General features: G+C 71.1%; 17 protein-coding genes. 2 read left to right on the forward strand and 15 right to left on the reverse strand.

The genetic code is table 11. From position 1 onward, the window contains the following. Positions 1-43 precede the first annotated feature (43 nt). The 4 genes from WG209_RS21190 to WG209_RS21205 form a co-directional block, all read right to left on the reverse strand. Positions 44-1,549 carry a succinate CoA transferase gene (locus tag WG209_RS21190; RefSeq protein WP_337177089.1) on the reverse strand — a complete coding sequence of 502 codons (1,506 nt, stop codon included), beginning with the start codon at positions 1,547-1,549 and terminating at the stop codon, positions 44-46. A gap of 254 nt (positions 1,550-1,803) precedes the next feature. Then, complete coding sequence (locus tag WG209_RS21195) at positions 1,804-3,894, reverse strand: acetylxylan esterase (protein WP_337177090.1); 2,091 nt, start codon at positions 3,892-3,894, stop codon at positions 1,804-1,806. Between the two features lie 20 nt (positions 3,895-3,914). Then, positions 3,915-4,688 (reverse strand): DUF4058 family protein, encoded by a 774-nt coding sequence (locus tag WG209_RS21200; RefSeq protein ID WP_337177091.1) that lies wholly within the window; start codon positions 4,686-4,688, stop codon positions 3,915-3,917. A 148-nt stretch (positions 4,689-4,836) separates the two neighbouring features. Continuing rightward, positions 4,837-7,671: a discoidin domain-containing protein gene (locus WG209_RS21205; protein ID WP_337177092.1), complete on the reverse strand. Its 2,835-nt coding sequence runs from the start codon at positions 7,669-7,671 to the stop codon at positions 4,837-4,839. A 378-nt stretch (positions 7,672-8,049) separates the two neighbouring features. Between WG209_RS21205 and WG209_RS21210 the strand changes: the two genes are divergently transcribed. After that, positions 8,050-8,982: a tetratricopeptide repeat protein gene (locus tag WG209_RS21210; protein ID WP_337177093.1), complete on the forward strand. Its 933-nt coding sequence runs from the start codon at positions 8,050-8,052 to the stop codon at positions 8,980-8,982. 1,092 nt (positions 8,983-10,074) lie between these two features. Here WG209_RS21210 and crcB read toward each other — a convergent pair. From crcB to WG209_RS21240, 6 genes are all read right to left on the reverse strand, one after another. After that, complete coding sequence (gene crcB, locus WG209_RS21215; protein WP_337177094.1) at positions 10,075-10,479, reverse strand: fluoride efflux transporter CrcB; 405 nt, start codon at positions 10,477-10,479, stop codon at positions 10,075-10,077. Next, the gene (locus WG209_RS21220; RefSeq protein WP_337177095.1) at positions 10,476-10,910 is read right to left on the reverse strand and encodes an RbsD/FucU domain-containing protein; all 435 of its coding nucleotides are present in this window, start codon (positions 10,908-10,910) and stop codon (positions 10,476-10,478) included. Before WG209_RS21220 ends, crcB begins: the two co-directional genes overlap by 4 nt. Positions 10,911-11,263: 353 nt before the next feature. Next, positions 11,264-12,289 carry an ATP-dependent 6-phosphofructokinase gene (locus WG209_RS21225; RefSeq protein ID WP_337177096.1) on the reverse strand — a complete coding sequence of 342 codons (1,026 nt, stop codon included), beginning with the start codon at positions 12,287-12,289 and terminating at the stop codon, positions 11,264-11,266. A 165-nt stretch (positions 12,290-12,454) separates the two neighbouring features. Further along, entirely contained in the window at positions 12,455-13,807 is a 1,353-nt protein-coding gene (accC, locus tag WG209_RS21230) for an acetyl-CoA carboxylase biotin carboxylase subunit (RefSeq protein WP_337177097.1), read from the reverse strand. 70 nt (positions 13,808-13,877) lie between these two features. Next, entirely contained in the window at positions 13,878-14,375 is a 498-nt protein-coding gene (gene accB / locus WG209_RS21235) for an acetyl-CoA carboxylase biotin carboxyl carrier protein (RefSeq protein WP_337177098.1), read from the reverse strand. 113 nt (positions 14,376-14,488) lie between these two features. Then, positions 14,489-15,580 (reverse strand): aminopeptidase P family protein, encoded by a 1,092-nt coding sequence (locus tag WG209_RS21240; protein ID WP_337177099.1) that lies wholly within the window; start codon positions 15,578-15,580, stop codon positions 14,489-14,491. Between the two features lie 156 nt (positions 15,581-15,736). On the opposite strand from WG209_RS21240, the gene WG209_RS21245 reads away from it, so the two are divergent. Next, positions 15,737-16,381: a DUF1080 domain-containing protein gene (locus WG209_RS21245; RefSeq protein WP_337177100.1), complete on the forward strand. Its 645-nt coding sequence runs from the start codon at positions 15,737-15,739 to the stop codon at positions 16,379-16,381. 67 nt (positions 16,382-16,448) lie between these two features. Here WG209_RS21245 and WG209_RS21250 read toward each other — a convergent pair whose 3' ends face one another. The 5 genes from WG209_RS21250 to lhgO form a co-directional block, all read right to left on the reverse strand. After that, a complete protein-coding gene (locus tag WG209_RS21250) occupies positions 16,449-17,237 on the reverse strand; it encodes an endonuclease/exonuclease/phosphatase family protein (RefSeq protein ID WP_337177101.1) in 789 nt (262 codons plus the stop codon). Then, positions 17,234-18,112, reverse strand: a complete 879-nt coding sequence (locus tag WG209_RS21255; RefSeq protein WP_337177102.1) for an HAD family hydrolase — start codon at positions 18,110-18,112, stop codon at positions 17,234-17,236. The genes WG209_RS21250 and WG209_RS21255 overlap by 4 nt, the downstream gene beginning before the upstream one ends. Further along, a complete protein-coding gene (locus tag WG209_RS21260) occupies positions 18,109-19,413 on the reverse strand; it encodes a lactate racemase domain-containing protein (protein WP_337177103.1) in 1,305 nt (434 codons plus the stop codon). The genes WG209_RS21255 and WG209_RS21260 overlap by 4 nt, the downstream gene beginning before the upstream one ends. A 63-nt stretch (positions 19,414-19,476) precedes the next feature. Next, positions 19,477-20,520: a D-2-hydroxyacid dehydrogenase gene (locus tag WG209_RS21265; RefSeq protein WP_337177104.1), complete on the reverse strand. Its 1,044-nt coding sequence runs from the start codon at positions 20,518-20,520 to the stop codon at positions 19,477-19,479. Between the two features lie 71 nt (positions 20,521-20,591). Further along, positions 20,592-21,800, reverse strand: coding sequence for an L-2-hydroxyglutarate oxidase (gene lhgO, locus WG209_RS21270; RefSeq protein ID WP_337177105.1), 1,209 nt, complete (start codon positions 21,798-21,800; stop codon positions 20,592-20,594). Between the last annotated feature and the right edge of the window lie 488 nt (positions 21,801-22,288).

Here is a 22,288-nt window from a genome sequence, read left to right on the forward strand (position 1 = left end):
CGGCCGGCCGACTCCGGCCGGCCCGGCGGCGGGCCGCGATCGATCACCCCTCGAACTGCTTGAGGTCCAGATCCGGCAGCATCGCGCCGGTCTCCAGGAAGTTGTTCAGCAGCTCGAAGCACCGCTTCATGTCGTGGCGCAGGTGGCCCATCGGCGCGGCTTCGAGGTAGTGGTGGAGGTAGTCGCGGTACGCGGGGTGGGCGCAGTTGTCGATGATCGCCCGGGCGCGGGCCATCGGCGCGAGGCCGCGGAGGTCGGCCAGCCCCTGCTCGGTGACGACCACCTGCACCGAGTGCTCGCTGTGGTCGACGTGCGAGCACATCGGCACGATCGTCGAGACCTTCCCCCCCTTGGCGACCGAGGGGCACATGAAGATCGACAGGTAGGCGTTCCGCTCGAAGTCGCCGCTCCCCCCCAGGCCGTTCATCATCTGCGTGCCGAAGAAGTGCGACGAGTTCGCGTGGCCGTAGATGTCGACCTCGATGGCCGTGTTCGTGGCGATGACCCCCAGCCGCCGCGAGACCTCCGGGCTGTTGCTGATCTCCTGCGGGCGCAGGACGATCCGATCGGCGAAGTCGTCGAAGTTGTCGTAGACGAACTTCAACTTGTCGTCCGACAGGCTCAGCGAGCAGGTGCTGGCGCCCAGGACCGACCCGGAGGCGATCAGGTCGATCGCCGTGTCCTGGAGGACCTCGGTGTAGAGCTTGAAGCGGGGGAAGTCCGGGTTCGTCGAGAACGAGGCCATCACCGCGTTGCTGACGTTGCCGACGCCGCTCTGCAGCGGCAGGAACTCCGGCGGGATCCGGCCGGCCGCCATCTCGTTGAGCAGGAACGAGCAGACGTGCTCGCCGATCGCCCGGCTGACGGCGTCGGCCGCGGTGAACGCCCGGCCGCCGTCGGACAGGTTCGAGCGGACGACCCCCACGATCTTCCGCGGGTCGACGTCCGCGTAGCGATTGCCGATGCGGTCCAGCGGGTCGTGGATCGGGATCGGGTCGCGGCGCGGGGGGGCGGCCTGCATGTAGATGTCGGCCAGCTCGGAGATCCGCGGCGAGTGGTACGAGTTCAGCTCGATGATGACCTTGTCGGCCCGCTGGAGGAACGTCGGCGCGTTGCCGATGCCGGTGGTCAGGTGGACGCGGCCCTGGGGGGTGACGTCCACGGCCTCCACGATCGCCACGTCCATCAGGCCGAGCACCCCGCTCGCCGTGACCTGCGCGACGTGCGAGAGGTGCATGTCGATGAAGTCGACCTCGCCCGAGTTCGCCTGCTTCCGCAGCGGGTTGGAGGTCTGGTAGGGGGCCCGCCAGCTGATCGCGCGGGCCTCGGCCAGGGCGTCGTCGCACATCGGGCCGGTCGACGCGCCGGAGAGGAGGCGGATCTGGAACGGCTCCCCCTTCTCGTGCAGCGCCCGGGCCCGCTTCGCCAGCGCGGCGGGGACGACCTTCGGGGAGCCGGCGGGCGTGAAGCCGCTGACCCCCACGAGCGAGCCGTGAGTGATCATCTCCGCCGCGTCTTCGGCGGCGAGCGTCGGGAAGGCTCTTGCCATGGCAGGAACTCGCGCTTTCCGTGGTCGATGACGCCCTCGCGCGTCCCCTGCCGTGTTCGGGGGATCCGTCGGGAAGCCGGGGCGGGGATCGACGCCCGCGGCCGGGAGCCCGGGAGGCGTCGATCGCGACATCATCGAAGGAGCGGAGGGCTCGGCGGCCGGTTCCCCAGGGCTGCCCCCCAGGACTACCATTGTCGCCGATCCCGCCCCCCATTCAAGACGACGCCCCGCCCGAATCCGCGCCGGCGGCCCTCTCAGGGGACGATCTCAGGCCACGGCCTCGTCGCCCCGAGGCGCTCGGCCAGCGTCCGCGTCCACGACCAGGCCGACGCCGGCGACGACTCGATCCGCACGTCGGCGGGATAAAGCAGGGCGACCGCCTGGGGCATGTCGAGGACGCGGTCCAGGTTGAGCATCGCGGGGCCGTCGCGGACGGTGGCGGGGGGCGACTGGAGGACCAGCTTCGTCGGCGGCCCTTCGAGGATCGAGGCCCAGAGCGCGACCGGCGCGGATTCGCCGCGGGCGGTCACCGTCAGCGGCGAGCCGTCCGACGTCCGCAGCGCGCGGAGGGCGTCGCGGACCTCGCGGACCCGCCAGCCGTCGAGCGTCATCCCGAGCATCGCGAACCGGCGGCGGATGGTCACGTCGCGCGACGCGGGCCACGCCGTCCGGCCGATGCCGCGCGGGGCGATGCAGGCCGTCCGCGTCCCGGCGTCGGCCTTCGCCTTCAGCGCGGCGAATTCGGGCAGGCCGGAGGGATCCGCATCGCCTTCGAAGGCGTCGATCAGCGGGCCGTACCGTTCCCAGTCCTCGGCCGTCATCACGATCAGGTCGAGCCCGACGGACTTCGACCGGCCGGGGTCGTGGAACATCCAGACGCGCTGGAGGAGGTCGGGCCGCGACGCCGGGCCGACGTCGTAGGCCGTCAGCCCCATTCCCGACTTGACGATCTCGGTCGAGCCGCCCGCGTCCCGCTCGGCGTAAGGAAACTGGATCAGGGTCGGGGCTTCGGTGGACGCGGCGAATGTCTTCGAGATCGCCAGGGCGCGGAGCCGGTCCTTCGTCGCCTCCCAATTTTCAGCCGTCGGATGGGGAGAGACGGCCCTCGGGAAGAACGTCTCGTCGATGGTGTCGTTCGCGTTGGCGGGCAGGGGCTTGCCGGGTTCCAGGACCTTCAGCAACTCGATGGGGACAGCGCGATCGGGTTCCTGGATCGCCCCGAGCGATTGCGCGGCGTCCCCCTTGAGGTGCTTCTCGAACCAGGCGAACGCGGGGTGGCGGATCTCGGTCGTGTCGACGTGGCCCCCCTTGCCGATCACCAGGTCCAGGCGGTCGCGGACGCCGAGCCAGCCGTAGAGGGTCTCCAACTGCCTGTAGATCCGACGGACGCCGGCCTCGGGGAAGATGGGGTCGGTGTCGGTGTTCACGACGAGAAGCGCCTTGGGCGCGACGAGCGCCGCGAGCATCGTGTAATCCCACCGATGCGTGTTCACGAAGAACATGCAGTCGCAATGGCCGTCGACGACGCCGTCGGGATGGGGCCCCCCCGGCGCGCCGGCGACGAGATTGTCTCTCAGGTCGGTGATCCCGGCGACGGGGACGACGACCTTGAGGCGGTCGTCGACCGCCCCGAGATACCACGACATCGCGCCGCCGCCGGAGCGGCCGGTGACGCCCAGGCGTTCGGGGTCGACCTCGGGGCGGGAGCAGAGGTAGTCGAGCCCCCGGATGCCGTTCCAGACCTCGACGCCCGCCGGGGTGTACCCGCGCGAAAGCCACCACATCCGGCCCAGGCGGAGGACGCCGTGGTGGTCGCCGGGGATCTCGCCGAGCTGGAGCGTGTCGACCACCAGGCAGACGTAGCCGTTCGCGGCGAACCAGGCGGCGTGGTGCTGGTAATGCGCCTTGTTGCCGTAGATGACGCCGTCCTTCTCGATCTTGGCGTGGCCGCAGACGTAGAGGATGGCCGGCAGCGGCTTCTCCACGACCTTCGGCCGGTAGAGGTTCGCCGTGACGTACAGGCCGGGCGACGACTGGTACAGGATCCGCTCGACCACGAAGTCGGGCCGCTCGACCACGCCCGTGACCTCGGCCTTCAGATCCGTCCGCGGCGGCATCGGGTCGAGCCCCAGCATCTCGCGTAGCTGGCGCTGATACTCCGGCCGCCTCGCCTCCCAGTCCTCGCCCGAGGTCGCCTCCATCAGCGGCCGGGCGGCGATCGCGTCGACCTCGGCCTTGAAGAACGCGGCCAGATCGGGCGGGAGGGGCTCCTTGGCGCGCGTGGCGGTCGCCAGGCACGCGAGGAGCGCGACGCACGGCAACGTCCGGGCGATGCGGTTCGGCACGGCTGTCTCCTGGGTGGGGATCAGGGTTGCTGCGGTACGAATCCGGCGGCCCACGCCGCCTCCTCGCCTTCCAGGGGGGGCTGCGGGGGGCCGTCGTAGATGTAAAACTCGTACCCCGCCTCGTCGTAAACGCGATCGAGCAGCGCCTGCAAGTCGAGCGCGGCGTCGGCGCGCGGGGGTCGCAGCGGGATCGGGATCGTGGGGAGGCGATCGGCCAGGGCGAGGGGCCAGAAGCCCGCGTCCGGGCGATCGTCGGGCCGGCTCACCAGGACCGAATAGTCGCAGTCCGGACGGGCCTGGTCCGGCATCGGGAGCCCGCCGCGCAGCAGGTCGATCTCGACGAGGCTCGCGCGCGACGCCAGCACGCTCGCCCGCTTTGCCAGGTATCTCGCCCGGTCCGGCCCGCTCCGCCGCTTGTTCGCCGGGCTGAGGAGTTCCACGACCGTCACGACCTCGCGCGAGGCGCGATCGACGACGCTCAGGTAGGACTCGCGCGTCGCCTCCACCTCGGGCAGTCGCACGCGCGTCGGCGCGTCGAGCGGCGCGACGCCTTCCGGCCCGGGGACCTCGCGAGTCCTGGCCTCCACGACCGAAAGGTCCGCGCGGCCGACGGTCCGCCGAGGCTCCTCGGGGAGTTCGCTCAGCAGGATGTGATCGTCCACGCGGACGATGAAATCCGGCCGGACTTGCGCCCCGATCACGCCGGCGCCCAGGATCAGGAAGCGCTCATGGAAGTCATGCCAGGCGACGTCGCGTTCCAGGTAGGGGTCCGTCCCCGGGAATGGCGAGGGCATCGTCGGGACTCCGGGAACCGGGGGATGCGCGGCCGTCGCCGGCCTCCGCCGTCGCTCCCGGCGGGCTCCGTCGCTCCCTGGGACGACGCGCCCCCGGGCCGTCGCCGGCGGATCGATGCCGCCAGCGTACAGCGCGGGGGAGGGGGGCTCAACCGTCCGACGTCCGCATGCCCGGCCGGGAGACCTTCGCGGCGAAGGCTTTCCAGCCCGTGCCCGGCGCGAGGCGGCCGGCGAAGGGGGTCGCGTGCGACGCGCCCCGGATCGGCGGCCGGAACCTGGCGGGGGCGGGCTCGGCGTCGGTCGTCGTGGATTCGAGCGTCGCGGCCGAAGCGAGCGGCGCGGCGGCGACCGCGCTCCAGGTCGACCAGGACGACGAGGACGCCCCGGCGCTCGGCGTCCCGTAGACCTTCACGTCGAAGAGCGAGTAGTTGTTGGACGCCCCGGTCTTCGTGGCGTAAATCCGCAGGTGCCGCCCCGCGCCGACCAGCCCCGACTGCGCGTCGACGCCGACCTTCGTGTTGCCCGTCACCGTCCGGATCGTCCGCCAGCTCGCGCCGTCGTCGCTGATCTGGATCTGGTAGTCGACGGCCGCGGCCCGCTCCCAGTCCAGGACGACCGCCGACACGTCGTACCGGGCCCCCAGGTCGATCGCAAGCCAGCCGATCGAGTCCGGCCGCGACCACTGGCCGCTCGACCAGCGCGAGGAGAGGTTCGGGTCGATGGCCATCGAGGGGCCGTAAAAGTTGCTCTCGTTCGACGACGACGTGGCCACCCGGCCCGCCGACAGGTTCGAGAGCGGCTGGCCGTAGACGTTGAAGTCCCAGAGCGAGTAGTTGTTGTGCTCCGGCCCGGTCGCCAGGCAGAGGATCCGCACGTACCGCCCCACGCCGTCCAGCTCGGAGAAGAGCGCCGGCCCGGCCGAGCGATTCCCGGTCACCGAGGCGAGGGTCGTCCAGTTCACGCCGTCGAGGCTCGCCTGGATCTGGTAGTCGGCCGCGTAGGCCGCCTCCCAGTTCAGCCGGACGTCGCGGATCGAGGAGACCGAGCCGAGGTCGATCGACAGCCAGGCGACCGACGACCCCCGCATCCACTGGCCGCTGGACCAGCGGGTACGGCCGTCGCCGTCCAGGGCCATCGCCGGGCCGTATTCGCCGGACTCCGACGAGGTCGCGACGGCCGTCTTGCCCGCCGCCAGGTCGACCGGCCGCGAGCCCATCACCTGGAGGTCGTACAGCGAGTAGTTGTTCGCCCCCGCGCTCACCTGGGTGCAATACACGCGGAGGAAACGCCCCTCGCCGGATAGGCCGACCAGGTCGACGACGCCGGCCGACTGGTTCCCGGTGACGCTCTTGATGGTCGTCCAGTTCGCGCCGTCGACGCTCGTCTGGATCTGGTAGTCGACGGCGTAGGCCCGCTCCCAGTTGAGGCGGACGGCGTCGATCTGGACGAGGTCCTGGAGGTCCACCTGATACCAGGCGGTCGACGTCGGCTGCATCCACTGGCCGCTCGACCAGCGCGTCGAGGAGGAGAAGTCGACGGCCAGCGACGGGTTGTACGACCACGACTCGATGGAGGAGGAGGTCGCGGGCTTGCCGGCGGCGAGGTCGGCCAGCGGCAGGATCTCCAGCGCGTCGACGGTGGCCTCGCCCCGGATCGCCCGGAAGCCGATCGAGATCGCCCCGGTGCCGTCGGCCTTGACGATCAGGTCGCGCGTCACGCCCCGGTTCGCGCCCCCGGCGGCGTCGAAGACGTCGAGCGCCGCGATCCGCTTCGAGCCGTTGGCCGAGACGTCGAACAGGCGTTGGCCCGCCGCGTCGTGGCCCGTCTCGGAGAAGGCGAGGCGGACGCGGTAGGTCCCGCCCGGGGTCAGGCCGTCGACGTTGTAGGAGAACGCCGAGCCCTGGCGGGCCGTCCGCCAGGTCGATTGCGGCGGGGGCGATTCGACCCCCGAGGCGTCGACCGTCGCGGAGGTCGCGACAGCCCGCCCCCCCTGGTAGTAGGCGTCGGCCGAGGAGCCGGCGTCGATGACCACGGAGCCGTCGGCGGCGATCGGGGCGGCCTGGGCCCTGGCGACCGCCGCGGCGGGGTCCAGCACGCCCCCCGTTTTCGACCACGCGCCGACCGACTGCGTCTTCGGCGTGACGGTCGAGGTCAGGACGTTGATCACCTGCCTCGCCGTGGCGTCGGCGGGGAGGAGCGAGGCCACCACGCCCGCCACTCCCGACGTGTACGCCGCCGAGTACGACGTGTAGCCCTCCGGCCCGCCGTAGGCGCCGAAATCGACGTGGACCGGCCCCCAGTTCGAAGGCGCCGTCAGGACGCCCCGGGCGTCGGTCGCCGCGGCGACGACGACGTTGGTGGGGGTCGGCCGGGTGGTCGAGTAGGCGGCGTCGTCGGCATAGGCCGGGAACGACGCGACGGCCTCGATGCTCCGCGAGTTGTTCCCCGGCGCCGTCACCACCACCGCGCCCTTGGACTCCGCGTAGGCGATCGCGTCGACCAGCGTCGAGCCGAACCGCGGGTCGGTGGCGTCCGTGTAGGTCGGGTTGTACGCGTAGGTGACACTCAGGTTGATGACCGACGCCCCCTTGTCGGCCGCGTAGTAGATCCCCCGGATCAGCGCGTTCCCGTCGATCCGGATTCCCGACGAGGTGTCGCGGATCGGCATGATCTTGACGTCCGGGGCCACGCCCGAGGCGCTCGCGGCGTCGATGATCCCCCGGACCGTCATCCCGGCGACGACCGACCCGTGCCCGTGCGCCGCGCTCGTGTCGACGATCGCCGACCGGCCGACGTCCGCGTAGGACACCTTGTTATAGGCGTCGTAGCCCGACTCCAGGTCGAGATAGGGGAGTACGGCGGCGTCGTTGAGGTCGACGCCGGTATCGACGATCGCGATGAGGGTGGCGAGGAGGGCCCGCGGCTCCAGGGGCAGGGGGCCTGACAGCGGGCTCGGCGCGCCTCTTCGACGGGTCGGGATCATGGTGGGACGGCCTCGTGCTCGGGACTGGTGTTTCCGTTCGGTGTGCCGTGGACGCGGTCGTCTCCTTGCACAGGGTGGCCTCCTACTCGGGAATATAGCAGCCGGTTTGAAGGATTCGGATCGAATCCGAGGCCGCCGCGGTCGACGGGCGGCACAACCAATCTCGCCGCGACGATCGGCGCGCGGCGAAAGCGGCGCGGAGGGGGGCTCCCGATTGACAGCGATTGGGTGCATCCGTACCGTGAGGTTGAGTCCGTCCCGAACCGTCGCCCCATCGAGCCCCGGACGCCATCGCGTCGCGGCCCCTCGACGCCGAGCGCGTCGGGGAGGGCCGACGACCTCGGCGCCCATCACCGAACCCTGGCGAGACGCGCTGCGATGAGAGGCATCGAGTTCTACGACCGACTCCTCGACGTCCCCGGGCCCTCGGCCATCGCGCAGCTTTTCTACGCCGGCGTCTTCCTGGTGGCCGTCGCCGTCTTCCTGCTGTCGCTCCGCCGGATGCGCAAGCTGGCCCGCGGCCTGGGCGTCGTCGGCGTCCTCTGCTTCATGCTCGCGATGTTCCTGATCCACGAGCAGAAGGTGGTGGCGACCCGGGACGGCCGCGTGACCATCACCCAGTGGCGGTACTCCCCCGCCACGAGGTTCCAGGTCCGCGTCGTCCTGCTGGGCCTCCCCACGGCCGCGGCCTTCCTGATGATGCAGGTGTACTGGTCGAGCCAACGCCGCCAGCGGGCGCGGATCCCGGCCCAGCTCCGCGAGGGCCGGCTCAAGATCCTCCGCGGCGACCTCGACGGCGCGCTCGCCGAGTTCAACGCCATCCTCGACGTCGCCCCCTACATGGCCGAGGCGTACTACCACCGCGCCACGCTCTACCGCGCCCAGGGCCGGGCCGACGACGCCCTGGCCGACCTCGACCACGCCCTCCGCTGCGACCCGCAACACCCCGCCGCCCACCTGATGCGCGGCCGGATGCTGGCCGAACGCGGCTCCTACGAGGCCGCCGGCGCCGACCTCGACCGCTACATCGGCATGCGGTCCAGCGACGTGGAAGGCTACCTCGCCCGCGGCCTCTGCCGCGCCCGCGAGGGCCGCGACGCCGAGGCCGTCGCCGACCTCCAGCGCGTCCTCAAGCTGACGAACCACTCCGACTACACCGACCCCGCCCGCGCCGAGCTGGACCGCCTCTACGACAAGGTCCCCGACGCCGAGGAGACCGAGGCCCTCCCCCCCCCCGACGTCCCCGTCAGGTCCGTCCTCGACACCCTGCCGAAGTACGACGAGAACCCCCGCCCCCCCGCCGAATCCTAGATCTGGCCCGCGACGCGGTCTCCTCGCAGGACATCGTGCCTAAACATGTGGCCCATTCTCGTAGGCTGGGTCGAGACCCAGCCCACGCAAGCCTGGGCGCATCCGGGAACTGGGCTGCCGGAGCCCCGCCCGCGCCCCACGCGTTCCGGTTGGATGGGTCACGACTCGGCCCACGGGTTGTATCCTCAACGAGAGCCTCCCATGGTTACCGCCGGGTCGGCAGCCCTGCACGATAGACAAGGGTGCCGGGGTTCTTCGCGAGGGGCCATTCGATGCGACGGTATCTCCGGTCGCGATTGGGCCTGGTCTAATTTTTCACGGTCGTCACGCATCAACGTCGACCGATCCTGACCACGGACGCGGGCCGCGCGGCGCTCGGCCAATCGATTCGGTCCCTGCGAGTGGACCGCCCTTTCCGCGTGGTCGCGATCGCGCTCCTGCCCGACCACTTACATGCCGTCTGGGAGTTGCCCGCCGGCGATGTCGATTACTCAACTCGCTGGCGCCTAATCAAGGGTCGGTTCAGCACGCTCTGGGATCCCATCGGCGAAGACGCGGAGATCGGGCCGAGTCGGCGGCGGAAGTCGGAGCGTGGCGTATGGCAACGTCGCTTTTATGAGCATACATGTCGCGACGAAGCCGATGTGAGGCGATGCGTCGACTACATTCACATCAACCCCGTCAAGCATGGCCTGGTCCGACGCGCGATCGACTGGCCCTGGTCCTCCTTCCATCGCTACCTCCGCCTCGGCGACTACTCTCCGGACTGGGGAGCCCACAATGTCTGGCACGGGGACGAATTCCGAGACGCCGAGTAGTCGACAGGCACAGTGCGTCGCGACCGATCCCTCGGGTCCCTCCCGGGGCTCTCGTGGTCAATCCTGACAACGAATCAAGTAGGTCGCGGGCGAGATCCGGGCAGGCCGGGTCGCGACCCAGTTCGTGGCCACGCCTCGGCTTGCGCGAGCTGGGTCTCGACCCAGCCTACGAGAGAGGCCCGCGGCATTGCTATCACGGCCTACTACAGCGAAGGCCTGGGGCCACAACAGCGTCGATTCACGACCAGACCCCCGAGCGCCCCCCCGCCGAATCCTAGATCCGGCCCGCCAGGAGCCGCCCCACCGCCAGGCCCGCGGCGCAGGCGGCCACGCCGACGACGACGCTCCCGGCCAGGTAGAGCGTCGCCGTCAAGTAGCGGTCGCGCTCGACGAGCCCCAGCGCCTCCAGCGTGTAGGATGAGAACGTGGTGTAGCCTCCCAGGAAGCCCACCACGATCGCCAGCCGCGCCGGCTCGTTCGCGCCGAATCCGCGCGCCAGCACGGTCGACGCCATACCGATCAGGAACGAGCCGGCCACGTTGATGGCGAACGTGGCCCAGGGGAAATCGGGGCCGGTCCAGCGCGCCATCCAGACCGATTGCCAGTAGCGGGCGTTGACCCCGAGCGCCCCGCCGATCGCCAGGATGGCGACCTTCGTCCAGGTTTCCGCGGGCGTCATTTGGGGGGGATGATCCCCTTCTTGATGATGATGTTGCCGTACAGCGCCCCCTCGCCCGTGGCGACGACGCCGAACGTGGTCTTGGCGCGGTCATAGAAGGCGAACCGCTCGACCTGCTCCATCGCGATGTGCCGCCCCTCGGCGCTGTCGAGGATGCGCTGATAGTCGGCCCAGATCGGCGCCGGCTCGCCCGGCTTGTCCAGCCTTCGCATGACGGCGGCGGGGGCGTCGACGAAGCTGTCCAGCGGGAACAGCTCCAGGATCGCCTCCAGGATCGCCGGGACGCCGTGGCCGTCGGCCCGGACGAGGCGGTTGGCGCAGGTGACGGCCGGGAAGTTCGCGTCGGCGATCACCAGCTCGTCGCCGTGCCCCATCTGGGCGATCAGGTGCAGCAGCTCCGGGGAGAGGATATGCGGGATCTTCTTGAGCATCTCGGACGTCCTGGCGGGATCCTGGAGAGGTTGTGATTCAACGACGCCGACCTAACGGCCTTCCCCCCTGGAGGGGGAAGGTGGCCCGGAGGGCCGGATGAGGGGGGGACAAGCGAGACGACTTCGGGAATCCGGAGGGGCCTTCCGAAGGCCGTCGGCCTGCCCCAAGGCTCCGAAATCCGCGGCCCCGCGGGCGGGCTCCCCCTCATCTGACTCCTTCGGAGTCTGTCTTCCCCCTCCGGGGGGGAAGACCGTTCGTGTCGAGCCCGGGGCTCCGCGAAGCCCGGCTCGCGCGTCGCCCCAGGATAATCCGAGGGCCGGCCCGACGCCATGAGGCCCCGCGGCCCCATGTCTCAGTAGAAGAACGCGGCGGCTTCCCGATAGAAGTCGAGGTCCAGGCCGCGGGTGGCGAGGCCCTGGGAGTCGAGCGGGGCGTCGTCGATCCGCGAGCCGCGGAGGGTCAGGACGGTCCCGAACCGTCGCCGCAGGACCAGTTCGGCGGCTGCCAGGCCCATGCGGGTGGCCAGGACGCGGTCGTGGGCCGTCGGCGCGCCGCCGCGCTGGAGGTGGCCCAGGACCACGGTGCGGGTCTCCACCCGGAGCCGGCGCTCGATCACGTTCGCGATCAGCGCCCCGACGCCCCCCAGCCGGGGGGTGCCGAAGTCCTCGGTCTCCATCACGTCCGGGATGGCGTCGGTGTAGCGGGCGCCCTCCGCGACCAGGACGATCGCGTGGTTCCGGCCCGACTCCCGCCGACGCTTCAGCGCGGCGACCAGGTGGGGGACGTCGATGGGGACCTCGGGGACCAGGACGTAATCCGCCCCGACGGCCATGCCGGCGAAGCAGGCGAGCCAGCCGGTGGCGTGCCCCATCGTCTCGACCACCATCACCCGGCGGTGGCTCTCGGCGGTGGTGCGCAGGCGCTCGACGGCCTCGACGACGACGTTGACGGCGGTGTCGAAGCCGAACGAGAAGTCGGCCAGCATCAGGTCGTTGTCGATCGTCTTGGGGACCCCGACGATCGGCATGGCGAAGTCGTTGACCAGCCGCGCCGCGACCCCCAGCGTGTCGTCGCCGCCGACGACGACCAGGCCGTCCAGGCCGGCCTCGGCGAAGTTCCGCCGCAGGTCCGGCACGTCGACGCCAGGGTTCTTGTACGGGTTGGTCCGCGACGACCCCAGGACCGTCCCCCCGCGCCCCAGCCAGGGGTCGAGGTCGTCGGGGGACAGGGGCCTGGACTCCCCCCGCACCAGCCCGCGCCAGCCGTCGAGGAACCCGACGCACTCCCCCCCCGCGTCGGCCACGCGCCGCGCCACCGCCCGGATCACCGCGTTCAGCCCGGGGCAGTCGCCCCCCCCGGTGAGGATGCCGACTTTCATGGATCTACTCGCCCGGACGGGGCCTTTCGAGGGCCGTGCCCACCCCACGGGCCTCGCCCGCGATATCCGAAGGATACCGTGGGCGAAAACCACGGGCCAGGAGTCACCGGCGGGACGGCCTCGCGGCGCGCCTCGCCGGCCCGGCGACCGGAGGGCTTGCCCGCCTCAGCCCACCTTGGGCGGCATCAGGACGCGCTCGACCCAGGTGGTGTCGACGGCGCCGTCGATGAAGTCCTTGTGGCGGAAGATGGTCTTGTGCAGGGGGATGGTGGTCTTGATCCCCTCGATGACCAGCTCGTCGAGCGCCCGGCGCATCCGGGCGATGGCCTCCGGGCGGGTGGGGGCGTGGACGATGAGCTTGCCGACGAGCGAGTCGTAATTGGGGGGGATGGAGTAGCCGGCGCGGATGTGGGAGTCCCACCGGACGCCGGGGCCGCCGGGGACGCTCAACGCGGTGATCCGGCCGGCGGAGGGGCGGAAGTTGTGCTCGGGATCCTCGGAGTTGATCCGGACCTCGATCGAGTGCCCCTCGGACTTCACGTCGTCCTGGGTGAAGGGGAGGGGCTCGCCGGAGGCGATGCGGATCTGCTGCTTCACCAGGTCGACGCCCGTGATCTCCTCGGTGACGGGGTGCTCCACCTGGATCCGGGCGTTGACCTCGATGAAGTAGAAGTTGTTCTCGGCGTCGACGAGGAACTCGCAGGTGCCGGCGTTGGTGTAGCCGACGGTCTTCGCCAGCCGGACGGCCGCCTCGCCCAGGGCGCGGCGGACCTCGATCGGCAGCGAGGCGGACGCCTCCTCCACCAGCTTCTGGTGCCGGCGCTGGAGGGAGCAGTCGCGGTCCCAGCAGTGGACGACGTTGCCGTGGTGGTCGGCCAGGATCTGGACCTCGACGTGCCGGGGGCGGTCGATGTACTTCTCCAGGTAGATCGACGGGTTCTTGAACGCGGCCTCGGCCTCGTTGCGGGCGGCCTGGATGGAGGCCGGCAGCGACGCCTCGTCGCGGCAGACGCGCATCCCCTTGCCGCCGCCGCCGGCCGCCGCCTTGATGAGCACCGGGAAGCCGATCTGCTTGGCGACGCGGATCGCCTCGGCCTCGGCCGTGACGGCGCCGTCGGAGCCCGGGACGCTGGCGACCTTCGCCTGGGCGGCGATCAGCTTCGCCTCGGTCTTCAGGCCCATCTTGCGGATCGCCTCGTGCGGCGGGCCGATGAACTCGAAGTTGCAGCTCCGGCAGATCTCGGCGAACTGCGGGTTCTCCGAGAGGAACCCGTAGCCGGGGTGGATCGCCTGGACGTCGGCGGCCTCCGCGGCGGCGATCAGCCGGGGGATGTTCAGGTAGCTGTCCGACGAGGCGGCCTTGCCGATACAGATGGCCCGATCGGCCAGCTCCAGGTAGGGGGCGTCGCGGTCGGCCTGCGAATAGACGGCGACCGCCTCGACCCCCAGCTCCTTGCACGCCCGGATGACCCGAAGGGCGATCTCGCCCCGGTTGGCGACCAGTATCCTCTGGAACATCGGACTAAAGCACCTCGGGCGACGGGATCGATCGGGACGCGGCGGCGCGGGCGGGGCCGGCGCGGACGGCTCAGGCGGGGATGACGCGGAACATCGGCTGCCCGAACTCGACCGTCTGGCCGTTCTTCACCAGGATCTCGGCGATCGTCCCGGACACCCCGGCGGGGATGTCGGTGAAGACCTTCATCGCCTCGATGATGCAGAGCGTCGACGTCGGCTGCACGACCGTCCCCACCGTCACGAACGGCGGCGACTCCGGCGAGCCGGAGGCGTAGAACGTGCCGACCATCGGGCTCTCGATCACGATCGTCTTCGGGCCCCCGGGCGTCTCCGGCGGCGCGGGCTGCGCCGCGGCGGCCGGCGCCGGGGCGGCGGCCGGCTGCGGGGCGTGCGCGACCGGGGCGGCCGGCGCGACGCCCCCCTCGGGCCGGCGCAGGTGGACGCGGTACGGGCCGTCGGTCACCTCGACCTCGCTGAGGTCGTAAGCCTTCATCAGCTTGACGAGGTAATGGACCTTCTTCACGTCCAGCGGCTCGCCGGACTTCCCCTCGGGACCCTGCTCGGCCATGCCTTCGCTCCACTCCTGCTTCATATCCGGATCGCGCCCGTCCGCCGACGGCGTCGGCGCGTGGATCTCTCGCCCCGACTACGGGACGGCCCGGACGCCGGGTCTCGCCGGCGTCAGCCCCGCGCCCGGCCCAGCCCCTTCGGGAGGCTCGACAGGACCTCGTGGCCGTCCGGCGTCACCAGGACGTCGTCCTCGATCCGGACGCCGCCCCACTCGGGGAGGTAGATGCCGGGCTCGACGGTCACGACCATCCCGGGTTCCAGGATCGTCGGCGACTCCCGGCGCAGGCGGGGCCCCTCGTGGACGTCCATGCCGATCCCGTGGCCCAGCCCGTGGTCGAAATAGCCGCCGTACCCCGCGCGTTCGATGAACGAGCGGGCCTCGGCGTCGACGTCCTGGGCCCTGGCGCCGGGCCGGATCGCGCGGATGGCCCGTTCCTGGGCCTCCAGCACGATCCCATGGACCTCTTCCAATTTCGGAGTGACGTTACCCGTTGCCACCACCCGCGTCAAGTCGCTCTTGTAGGATCGGCCGCAGGCCCCCCAGTCGATCAGCACGAAATCGTCGTCGCCGATCCGCGCCTCGGCCGTGGGCCGCGCGTGGGGCAGGGCGGCCCGACGCCCCACCGCCACGATCGTCGGGAAGCTCGTCCCGGTCGCCCCCAGCGCCCGCATGTGGGCCTCCAGCCGGTCGGCCGCCTCCTTCTCGGTCAGCCCGGGCTCCAGCTCGCCCGTCAGGCGAGCGAAGGCCTCCTGCGCGATGGCGACGGCCTCCCGGATCGCGGCGATCTCGGCGTCGTCCTTGACCTGGCGGAGCGTCTCGACGAGGTCGACCTTCGGGGCCAGCTCGACCGACTTCAGCTCCTCCCCGAGCTTGGCGTGGTCGACGACGCTCACGTGGGCGGCCTCGAACCCCAGCGACGCGATCCCGAGCCTCCCGGCGACCTCCGCCACGGCCGCCATCATCCCCTGGGTGCCGGGCCGGATGCACGCCTCCAGCCCGGGGCATTCCTGCTCCAGCTGGGTGGTGAACCGGCCGTCGGAGACGGCGACCTCGCGGTCGCGCGCGACGATCAGATAGGTGGAGTCGCCGGTGAAGCCCGTCAGGTAGGCGACGTTCGTGGGGTCGACCACCAGGAGCGCGTCCACCTTCTCGGCGGCGAGCCTGGCCCGCAGGGCGTCGCGACGGCGCAAGATCCGATCCATGGGGGCTCCGACGATGGGGCGTGGGGCGAATTCGGCGCGGGGGCGCGGCCGACGGATGGATCCGGCCCCCCGTCGTGCTACGGTAGCCGGGACCGGCGCCGCCGCAAAGGGGTTGCGGCCGGTCGTCGGATCTCCCACCTCACGCGAGCCCACGCCATGACATTGCCCAGGATCGCCCTCCTCGCCGCCGCCTTCGCCGCCGCGCCCGCCTTCGCCGACGACGCGAAGCCGCTATTCGACGGCTCCTCGCCGGCCGGCTGGATCCTCACCGACGGCAAGCCCCTGCCCGAGAAGTTCATCCAGGACGGCGCGATCAATCCCCACGGCACCGGCAGCTACATCGTCTCCTACAAGGAGAAGCTCGGCGACTTCGTCGTCGATTTCGACTACAAGCTCAGCAAGGGCTGCAACTCGGGCGTCTTCATCCGGGTCAACGACCTGAAGGACCCCGTCTACACCGGCATCGAGATCGCCCTGGACGACACCAAGGGAACCGGGATGCACGATACGGGCGCGTTCTACGACCTGGTGCCCCCCAAGGTCAACGCCCAGAAGCCCGCCGGCGAGTGGAACCACATGACGATCACCGCCAAGGGCGCGCACATCAAGGTCGAGATCAACGGTAAGGAAGTCTCCACCATCAACCTCGACGAGTGGAACGAGCCCGGCAAGCGTCCCGACGGCTCGAACCACAAGTTCGAGAAGGTCGCCATCGGCAAGCTCGACCGCGAGGGCTACCTCGGCTTCCAGGACCACGGCCAGGACTGCTGGTACAAGAACATCACGTTCAAGAAGCCCTGAGCATTCCGACCGACGTCGTCGGGGCCGATCCGCCCCGACGACTCTCAGCGCCCCCTGGGCGTCACGCTCAGTCCGCCAGTTCCAGCACCGCGAACAGCGGGCGGTGGTCGGAGGCGACGGGCTCGTCGAGGACGCGCAGCTCGACGACCTTCCAGCGGGGGGCGGGGCGGACGAGGATGTAATCGATCTGGCGGTTGGGCTCGTCGGCGGGGAAGGTGAGCGTGGGGGCGGAGTCGGTCCGGGTCCACTGTTCGTCGAACGCGGCCATGGTGGCGCTGTCGGGCAGGGAGTTCAGGTCGCCGGCCAGGATGGCGGGGACGTCGGGACGCTCCTCGATGATCCCGGCGATCGTCTTCACCGAGTCCATCCGCTCGGCGTCCTCGCGGCGGTAGTCGAGGTGGGTCGCCAGGAAGCGGATCGGCGTCCCGGCCGCGTCGGGGGCGGTGACGTCCACCACCAGGCACCCGCGCTGCTCGCCGGCGTAGCGCGACGGCAGGTGCACGTTCTTCCATTCGGCGATGGGCAGCCTGCTCAGCACGGCGTTGCCGTACTCGCCCCCCTGGAACGGGATGTTGCGGGAGAAGATCGGCGTCATGCCGGTCAGCTTGCCCAGCTCGGCCGGCTCGTCCAGGCCCTCCGACCGCTTGCAGCCCTTGTCGACCTCCTGCAAGGCGACGATGTCCGGGTCGACCGACTTGATGACCCCGGCGATCCGCGCCAGGTCCAGCTTGTTGTCCATCCCCTCGCCGTGGCGGATGTTGTAGCAGAGCACGCGCAGGCGCGTCGGCTCGGCGGCGAAGGCCGAGGGGGCCAGGGCGAGGCAGGCGAGGGCGAGGCACAGGCGGCGAGCGATCATCGGCGGCTCCGAGGAAAGGGCGCGGGGAGTTCGGCGTCGTCGGCCAGCAACCAGCGGTCGATGAAGGCGGCGACGCCGTCGTTGTCGTGGTCGGGGACGACGAGGTCCGCGGCGGCGAGGACGTCCGGGGGGGCGTGGCCCATGGCGACGCCCAGGCCGGCGCCCAGGAGCATGGGCACGTCGTTGGCGTCGTCCCCCACGGCGCAGATCTCCTCCGGGGAGACGCCCCACGCCTCGGCGACGTGCAGCACGGCCGACCACTTGCTCGCGTCGGCCCGGATCACCTCGCACATCGTCCCGAGGTATCGCGACGACTTCTGCACGAACGTCCGGACGCGGTCGCCGAATCGCCCCACGACGTGGCGCTCGAAAGCCGCCATCTCCTCGTACGTCCCCACGGCGCAGACGTGGAAGAACGGCCCGTCCGACCAGTCGCCGGCCAGTTGCGCGTGCGACAGGTTCTGGGCGACGTAGTCGTCGAACGGGGCGCGATCGGTGGGGTAGAGGGAGACGCGGAAATCGGGCTCGTCGTGGGCGCGGTCGTTGAAGGCGACGACGTGCTGGTCGTGCTCGCGGAACAGCTCCAGCAGGCCGGCGGCCAGGTCGGGCGGCAGGTCGGCGCGCCAGATGGTGGAGTCGTCGGCCGGCTCCTTCACGATCGAGCCGGAGTTGCAGACCAGCGGCGCGTCGATGCCGAGTTCCTCGGCGATCGGCCAGGCCCGGCGATAGCGCCTGCCGGTGCAGAGGACGGGGCGGATCCCGGCCGCCGCGGCGCGGGCGACGGCCGCCTTCGTCGTCGTCAGCAGCTCGCCGCGGCTGCTCAGCAGGGTGCCGTCGACGTCCAGCGCAAGCAGGCGAAACCTCGGCCGGCTCATGCTCGCGCGGCCCTCGCGGCGCGACGGCCCTGGACGCTCTCCGGGAACAGGCCGACCTGGTCGAGCCGGCCGTCGGGGCCGATGGGCATCGGCAGGTAGTCGGTCTCGCGCGAGAGCGCCGGCGCGGCGGCGACCTCGGACTCCATCGGCTCGGACACCCAGAGCACGTCGGTCTCCAGCGTGTTCGGGATGACGACCACGCGGGCCTCCGCCGGGTCGATCCGCCAGCAGGTGTCGAGCGCCTTCTCGATCACCTCGCGGTCGGTGGCGAAGGTGAACGGGATCCGCCCGCGCTCCAGGCAGCACGAGGTCAGCGAGTTGATCCGGAACGCCTGCTCGTCCATGCCCGCGACCAGCCGCTCCGTCGTCAGGTCGGCGAACCCCACGCCGACGATGTTGCCGTGGCTCTCCTCGGAGACGTCCAGCACCACCAGCCGGGTGACGACCGGGCGTTCGAAGTCGTTCTGGGTCTCGATCATCAGGCGGCCGATGACGTTGGGGTCCATCCCCGCGCCGGAGTAGTTCTTGCCCAGCTCGCCGACGATCAGGAGGTCGATCTGGTCGAACGGCAGCCGGCCCATCAGCTCGCGCGCCCTGGCCAGGAGCTTCGGCTCCTCCTCCAAAACGTTGTGGGGCTCCAGCGGGACGATCTCGGCGGTCTCGTCGCGGGCGTTCTCCAGGATCGCCAGGCCGAGGGCGAACTTCGTGTTCGCGACCAGGAACCGGCCGACGGCGGGGAGGACCTCCTTGAGCCCCCGCAGGCCCAGCTTGTGGACCTGGCTGGCGCCGTCGCGCTTGCCCAGGCCGATCGTCAGCATCTTCACGATGCCCGACTCGTACGGGCCGACGAAGTCCGAGTGCGGCTTCACGCGGTTGAGCAGGACGATGCCGTCGGCGCCGTGGGCGTTCCGGTCGAAGTAGATCGGCAGGCCGACGGGGTTGGTCCCCAGGACGACGGTCTCCATGTCGGTCTTCACCGGGACGCCCATCGCCTCCTCGGTGACGTCGTAGCTGGCGAGCAGCTCGCGCTGGCCTTCGGGCGTGGCGCCGCCGTGGCTCCCCATCGCCGCGACGATGAACGGCCGGTAGCCCATCTCCTTGAGCGCGTCGACCGCCGCGCGGGCCATCGCGGCGATGTTCTTGATGCCCCGGCTCCCCACCCCGACCGCGATCGTCCCCCCGGCCGGGACGCGGCCGCGGAGGCCGCTCTCCAGGATCAGCCGTCGGACCGTCCCGGCGACGTCCTCCACGCGGGGTTGGGCGATCTTCTGGCGGACTCGGGCGAGCGGCGGGAGGTTCATGGTTCCGTGGCCTGAAAGGGGACTCGGGGATTCCAGGGGAGGGGGGGCGAGCGTCCGCGCGGCTCAGTAGCCCACGCGCTTGTCCACGACGTTCAGCAGCGCCTCGCCCGCGGCGAAGCGGCGGAGGTTCTCGCGGAGGATGGCGTGGCGGCGGCGGTCGCCGCCGGGGGACTGGCCGGCGGTGTGCGGGGTGATGATGACGTTGCGCGACCAGAGGGGGTGGCCGTCCGGGAGGGGCTCCGGGTCGGTCACGTCGAGCCCCGCGGCGGCCACCTGGCCCGAGTCGAGCGCCGCGATCAGGGCGTCGGTGTCGACGACCTTGCCCCGCGAGACGTTCACGAGGATCGTCCCCTCCTTCATCATCCCGAACTCGCGCGGGCCGATCATGCCGGTCGACTCCCTCGTCAGCGGCACGGCGCTGGCGACGATGTCGGCCTTCGGCAGCAGCTCGTGGAAGGCGTCGGGCCGGCGCAGCTCGTCGACGAACAGCGGGCGCTCCCAGACCTTGGGGTCGGTGGCGATCACCCGGACGCCGAAGCCGTAGGCGCGGCGGGCGATCTCGGTCCCGATCCCCCCCAGGCCGACGACCAGCATCGTCTTCCCCGCCAGCTCGTCGAACACGACGCCGCGGCGGCGGTCGCCCCAGCGCTTCTCGGCGGTCGTGGCGATGTAATGCGGGAGGTCGCGGGTGAACGCCAGGAGGTAGCCCAGGGCCTGGTCGGCGATCTCCGGCGCGAAGGCGCGGGCCATGTTCGTCAGGACGATCGGCCCGTCGACCAGCTCCGGGATGCCCATCAGGTGCTCGACGCCGGCGCTGGCGTTCTGGGCCCACCTCAGCGACTTCGCCCCGGCGCGGAGGACCTTCGGCGTGAGGAGGGCGTAGACCCCCTGGGCGTCGACCACCGCCGCGGCGGCCTCGTCCTCGCTCCCGCAGACCACCAGCTCGACGCCCGGGGCGGCGGACTGGAGGTCCGACATCTCTTCCGGGCGCAGCCGGGGGACGACGACCTTGAGCGGGCCCTCGGCCTCGGCGGCGATCCCTTCGGGGAGCGCGGCGACCACGGGCGCCGCGGCGGAGGCGGCGGCGAGGAAGGAGCGGCGGTTCATGGCGAAGCCTCCGGGGCGGGGGGTCGTTCGGGGTCTCGTCACGGATCGCCGCTCGCGCGGACGGGCTCGGCTCACCCCAGGCGGGGGAGGAGCCGGTCCACGATCGCCAGGCCGATGTTCAGCGAGGCGGTGGCGGCGGGGGAGGGGGCGTTGTTCACGTTGATGACGTGGTCCGCCTCCTGGATCAGGAAGTCGTCGACCATGCCGCCGTCGGGCTGCACGGCCTGGGCGCGGATGCCCGCCGGCGCGGGGACCAGGTGCTCGGCGCGGATCTCCGGCACCAGCCGCGACAGCGCCTTGACGAACGCCTTCTTGCTGGCCGATCGCCACATCTCGCCGAGACCCGTCCGCCAGTACTTGCGGGCGAGCTTGCGGAAGCCCGGGTAGCGCACGGTCTCCAGGAAGTCACGCGCGTTGAAGTCGGTCTTGCGGTACGCCTCGCGGCCGAAGGCCAGCACGGCGTTGGGCCCGCACTCCACCCCCCCCTCGATCATCCGCGTGAAGTGGACGCCCAGGAACGGGAAGGCGGGGTCGGGCACCGGGTAGATCAGGTTCTTGCAGAGGTGATGCGCCTCGGGCTTCAGCTCGAAGTACTCGCCGCGGAACGGGACGATCCTGGCGTCGGGCTTCACGCCCCCCATCGCCGTGACGCGGTCGCAATGGAGCCCCGCGCAGTTGACGATCTGCCGGGCCTCGACCTCGTCCCCCTTCGCCGTGGTGACGACGGCCTTCCCGTTCGACCGCTCGATCCTGGCGACCCGGGCGTCGGTGAGGACCTGCCCGCCGGCCTCCTGGATCCGCTGGGCCAGGCGGCGGCAGACCTCCTTGTAGTCGACGATGCCGGCCTCGGGGACGTGGATCGCCTTCACGCCGGCGGCGTGGGGCTCCAGCTCGGCGAGCCGCTCCTTGCCGATCACCTCGCAGGCGACCCCGTTGGCCTGCCCGCGCTCGTGGATGCGCTCCAGCGCCGGCAGGTCGCTCTCGTCGATGGCGACGATGACCTTGCCGCAGATCTCGTAGGGAATCTCCTCCGCGGCGCAAAACTCCTCCATCAACCGCTTGCCCTGGCGGCAGTTGAGGGCCTTGAGCGAGCCGGGCTTGTAATAGATCCCGGAGTGCAGGACGCCCGAATTGTGGCCCGTCTGGTGGCGGCCGACCTCGGGCTCCTTCTCCAGCACGACCACGCGAGTCCCGGGGCGGGTCCGGGTGAGCTGATAGGCGGTCGCCAGGCCGACCACGCCCCCGCCGACGACGGCCACATCGGTTGCTGTCAACGTCATCCTCGTCGTCTCGTCCATCCTCGCGCGCTCGCATACCGACCGCGCATCGACCCATCATCGTACCCCAGGCGCCCCGATACAAGCCCAGCGAGGGCGCGGCCGCCCCGGGCGCGGCCATCGGAAAATCATTCGAGAAACCTGAAATCCCCCGCCCCCCGCCGCGGAGCATACCGGGGATTGATGCTGCTCCTTGGCATCCCGGAATCGGTTCGACGCGGCTCGCCGCCGGGGGACCCGGACGAGAAGCGTCGAAAATGCGCCTCATCGACGCCTTCGCGCCATCTTTCACGAGGCATCGAACGTCCGTCCCCTCTCCCGCCGGGAGAGGGTGGCCCGGAGGGCCGGGTGAGGGTCGCCGGGTTTAGGAGATAGCGCCAGTTCATCACGGGCGCGGCCGGCGCTCCTCCCCCGCACCGGCGACCCGCACCCGCCGCTGGCGCGGCCGCCCTCTCACGGGGGAGAGGGGACGGATCTAGCCGGGGGCCTTC

This window comes from Paludisphaera sp. (assembly GCF_037189885.1).
Taxonomy (GTDB): Bacteria; Planctomycetota; Planctomycetia; order Isosphaerales; family Isosphaeraceae; genus Paludisphaera.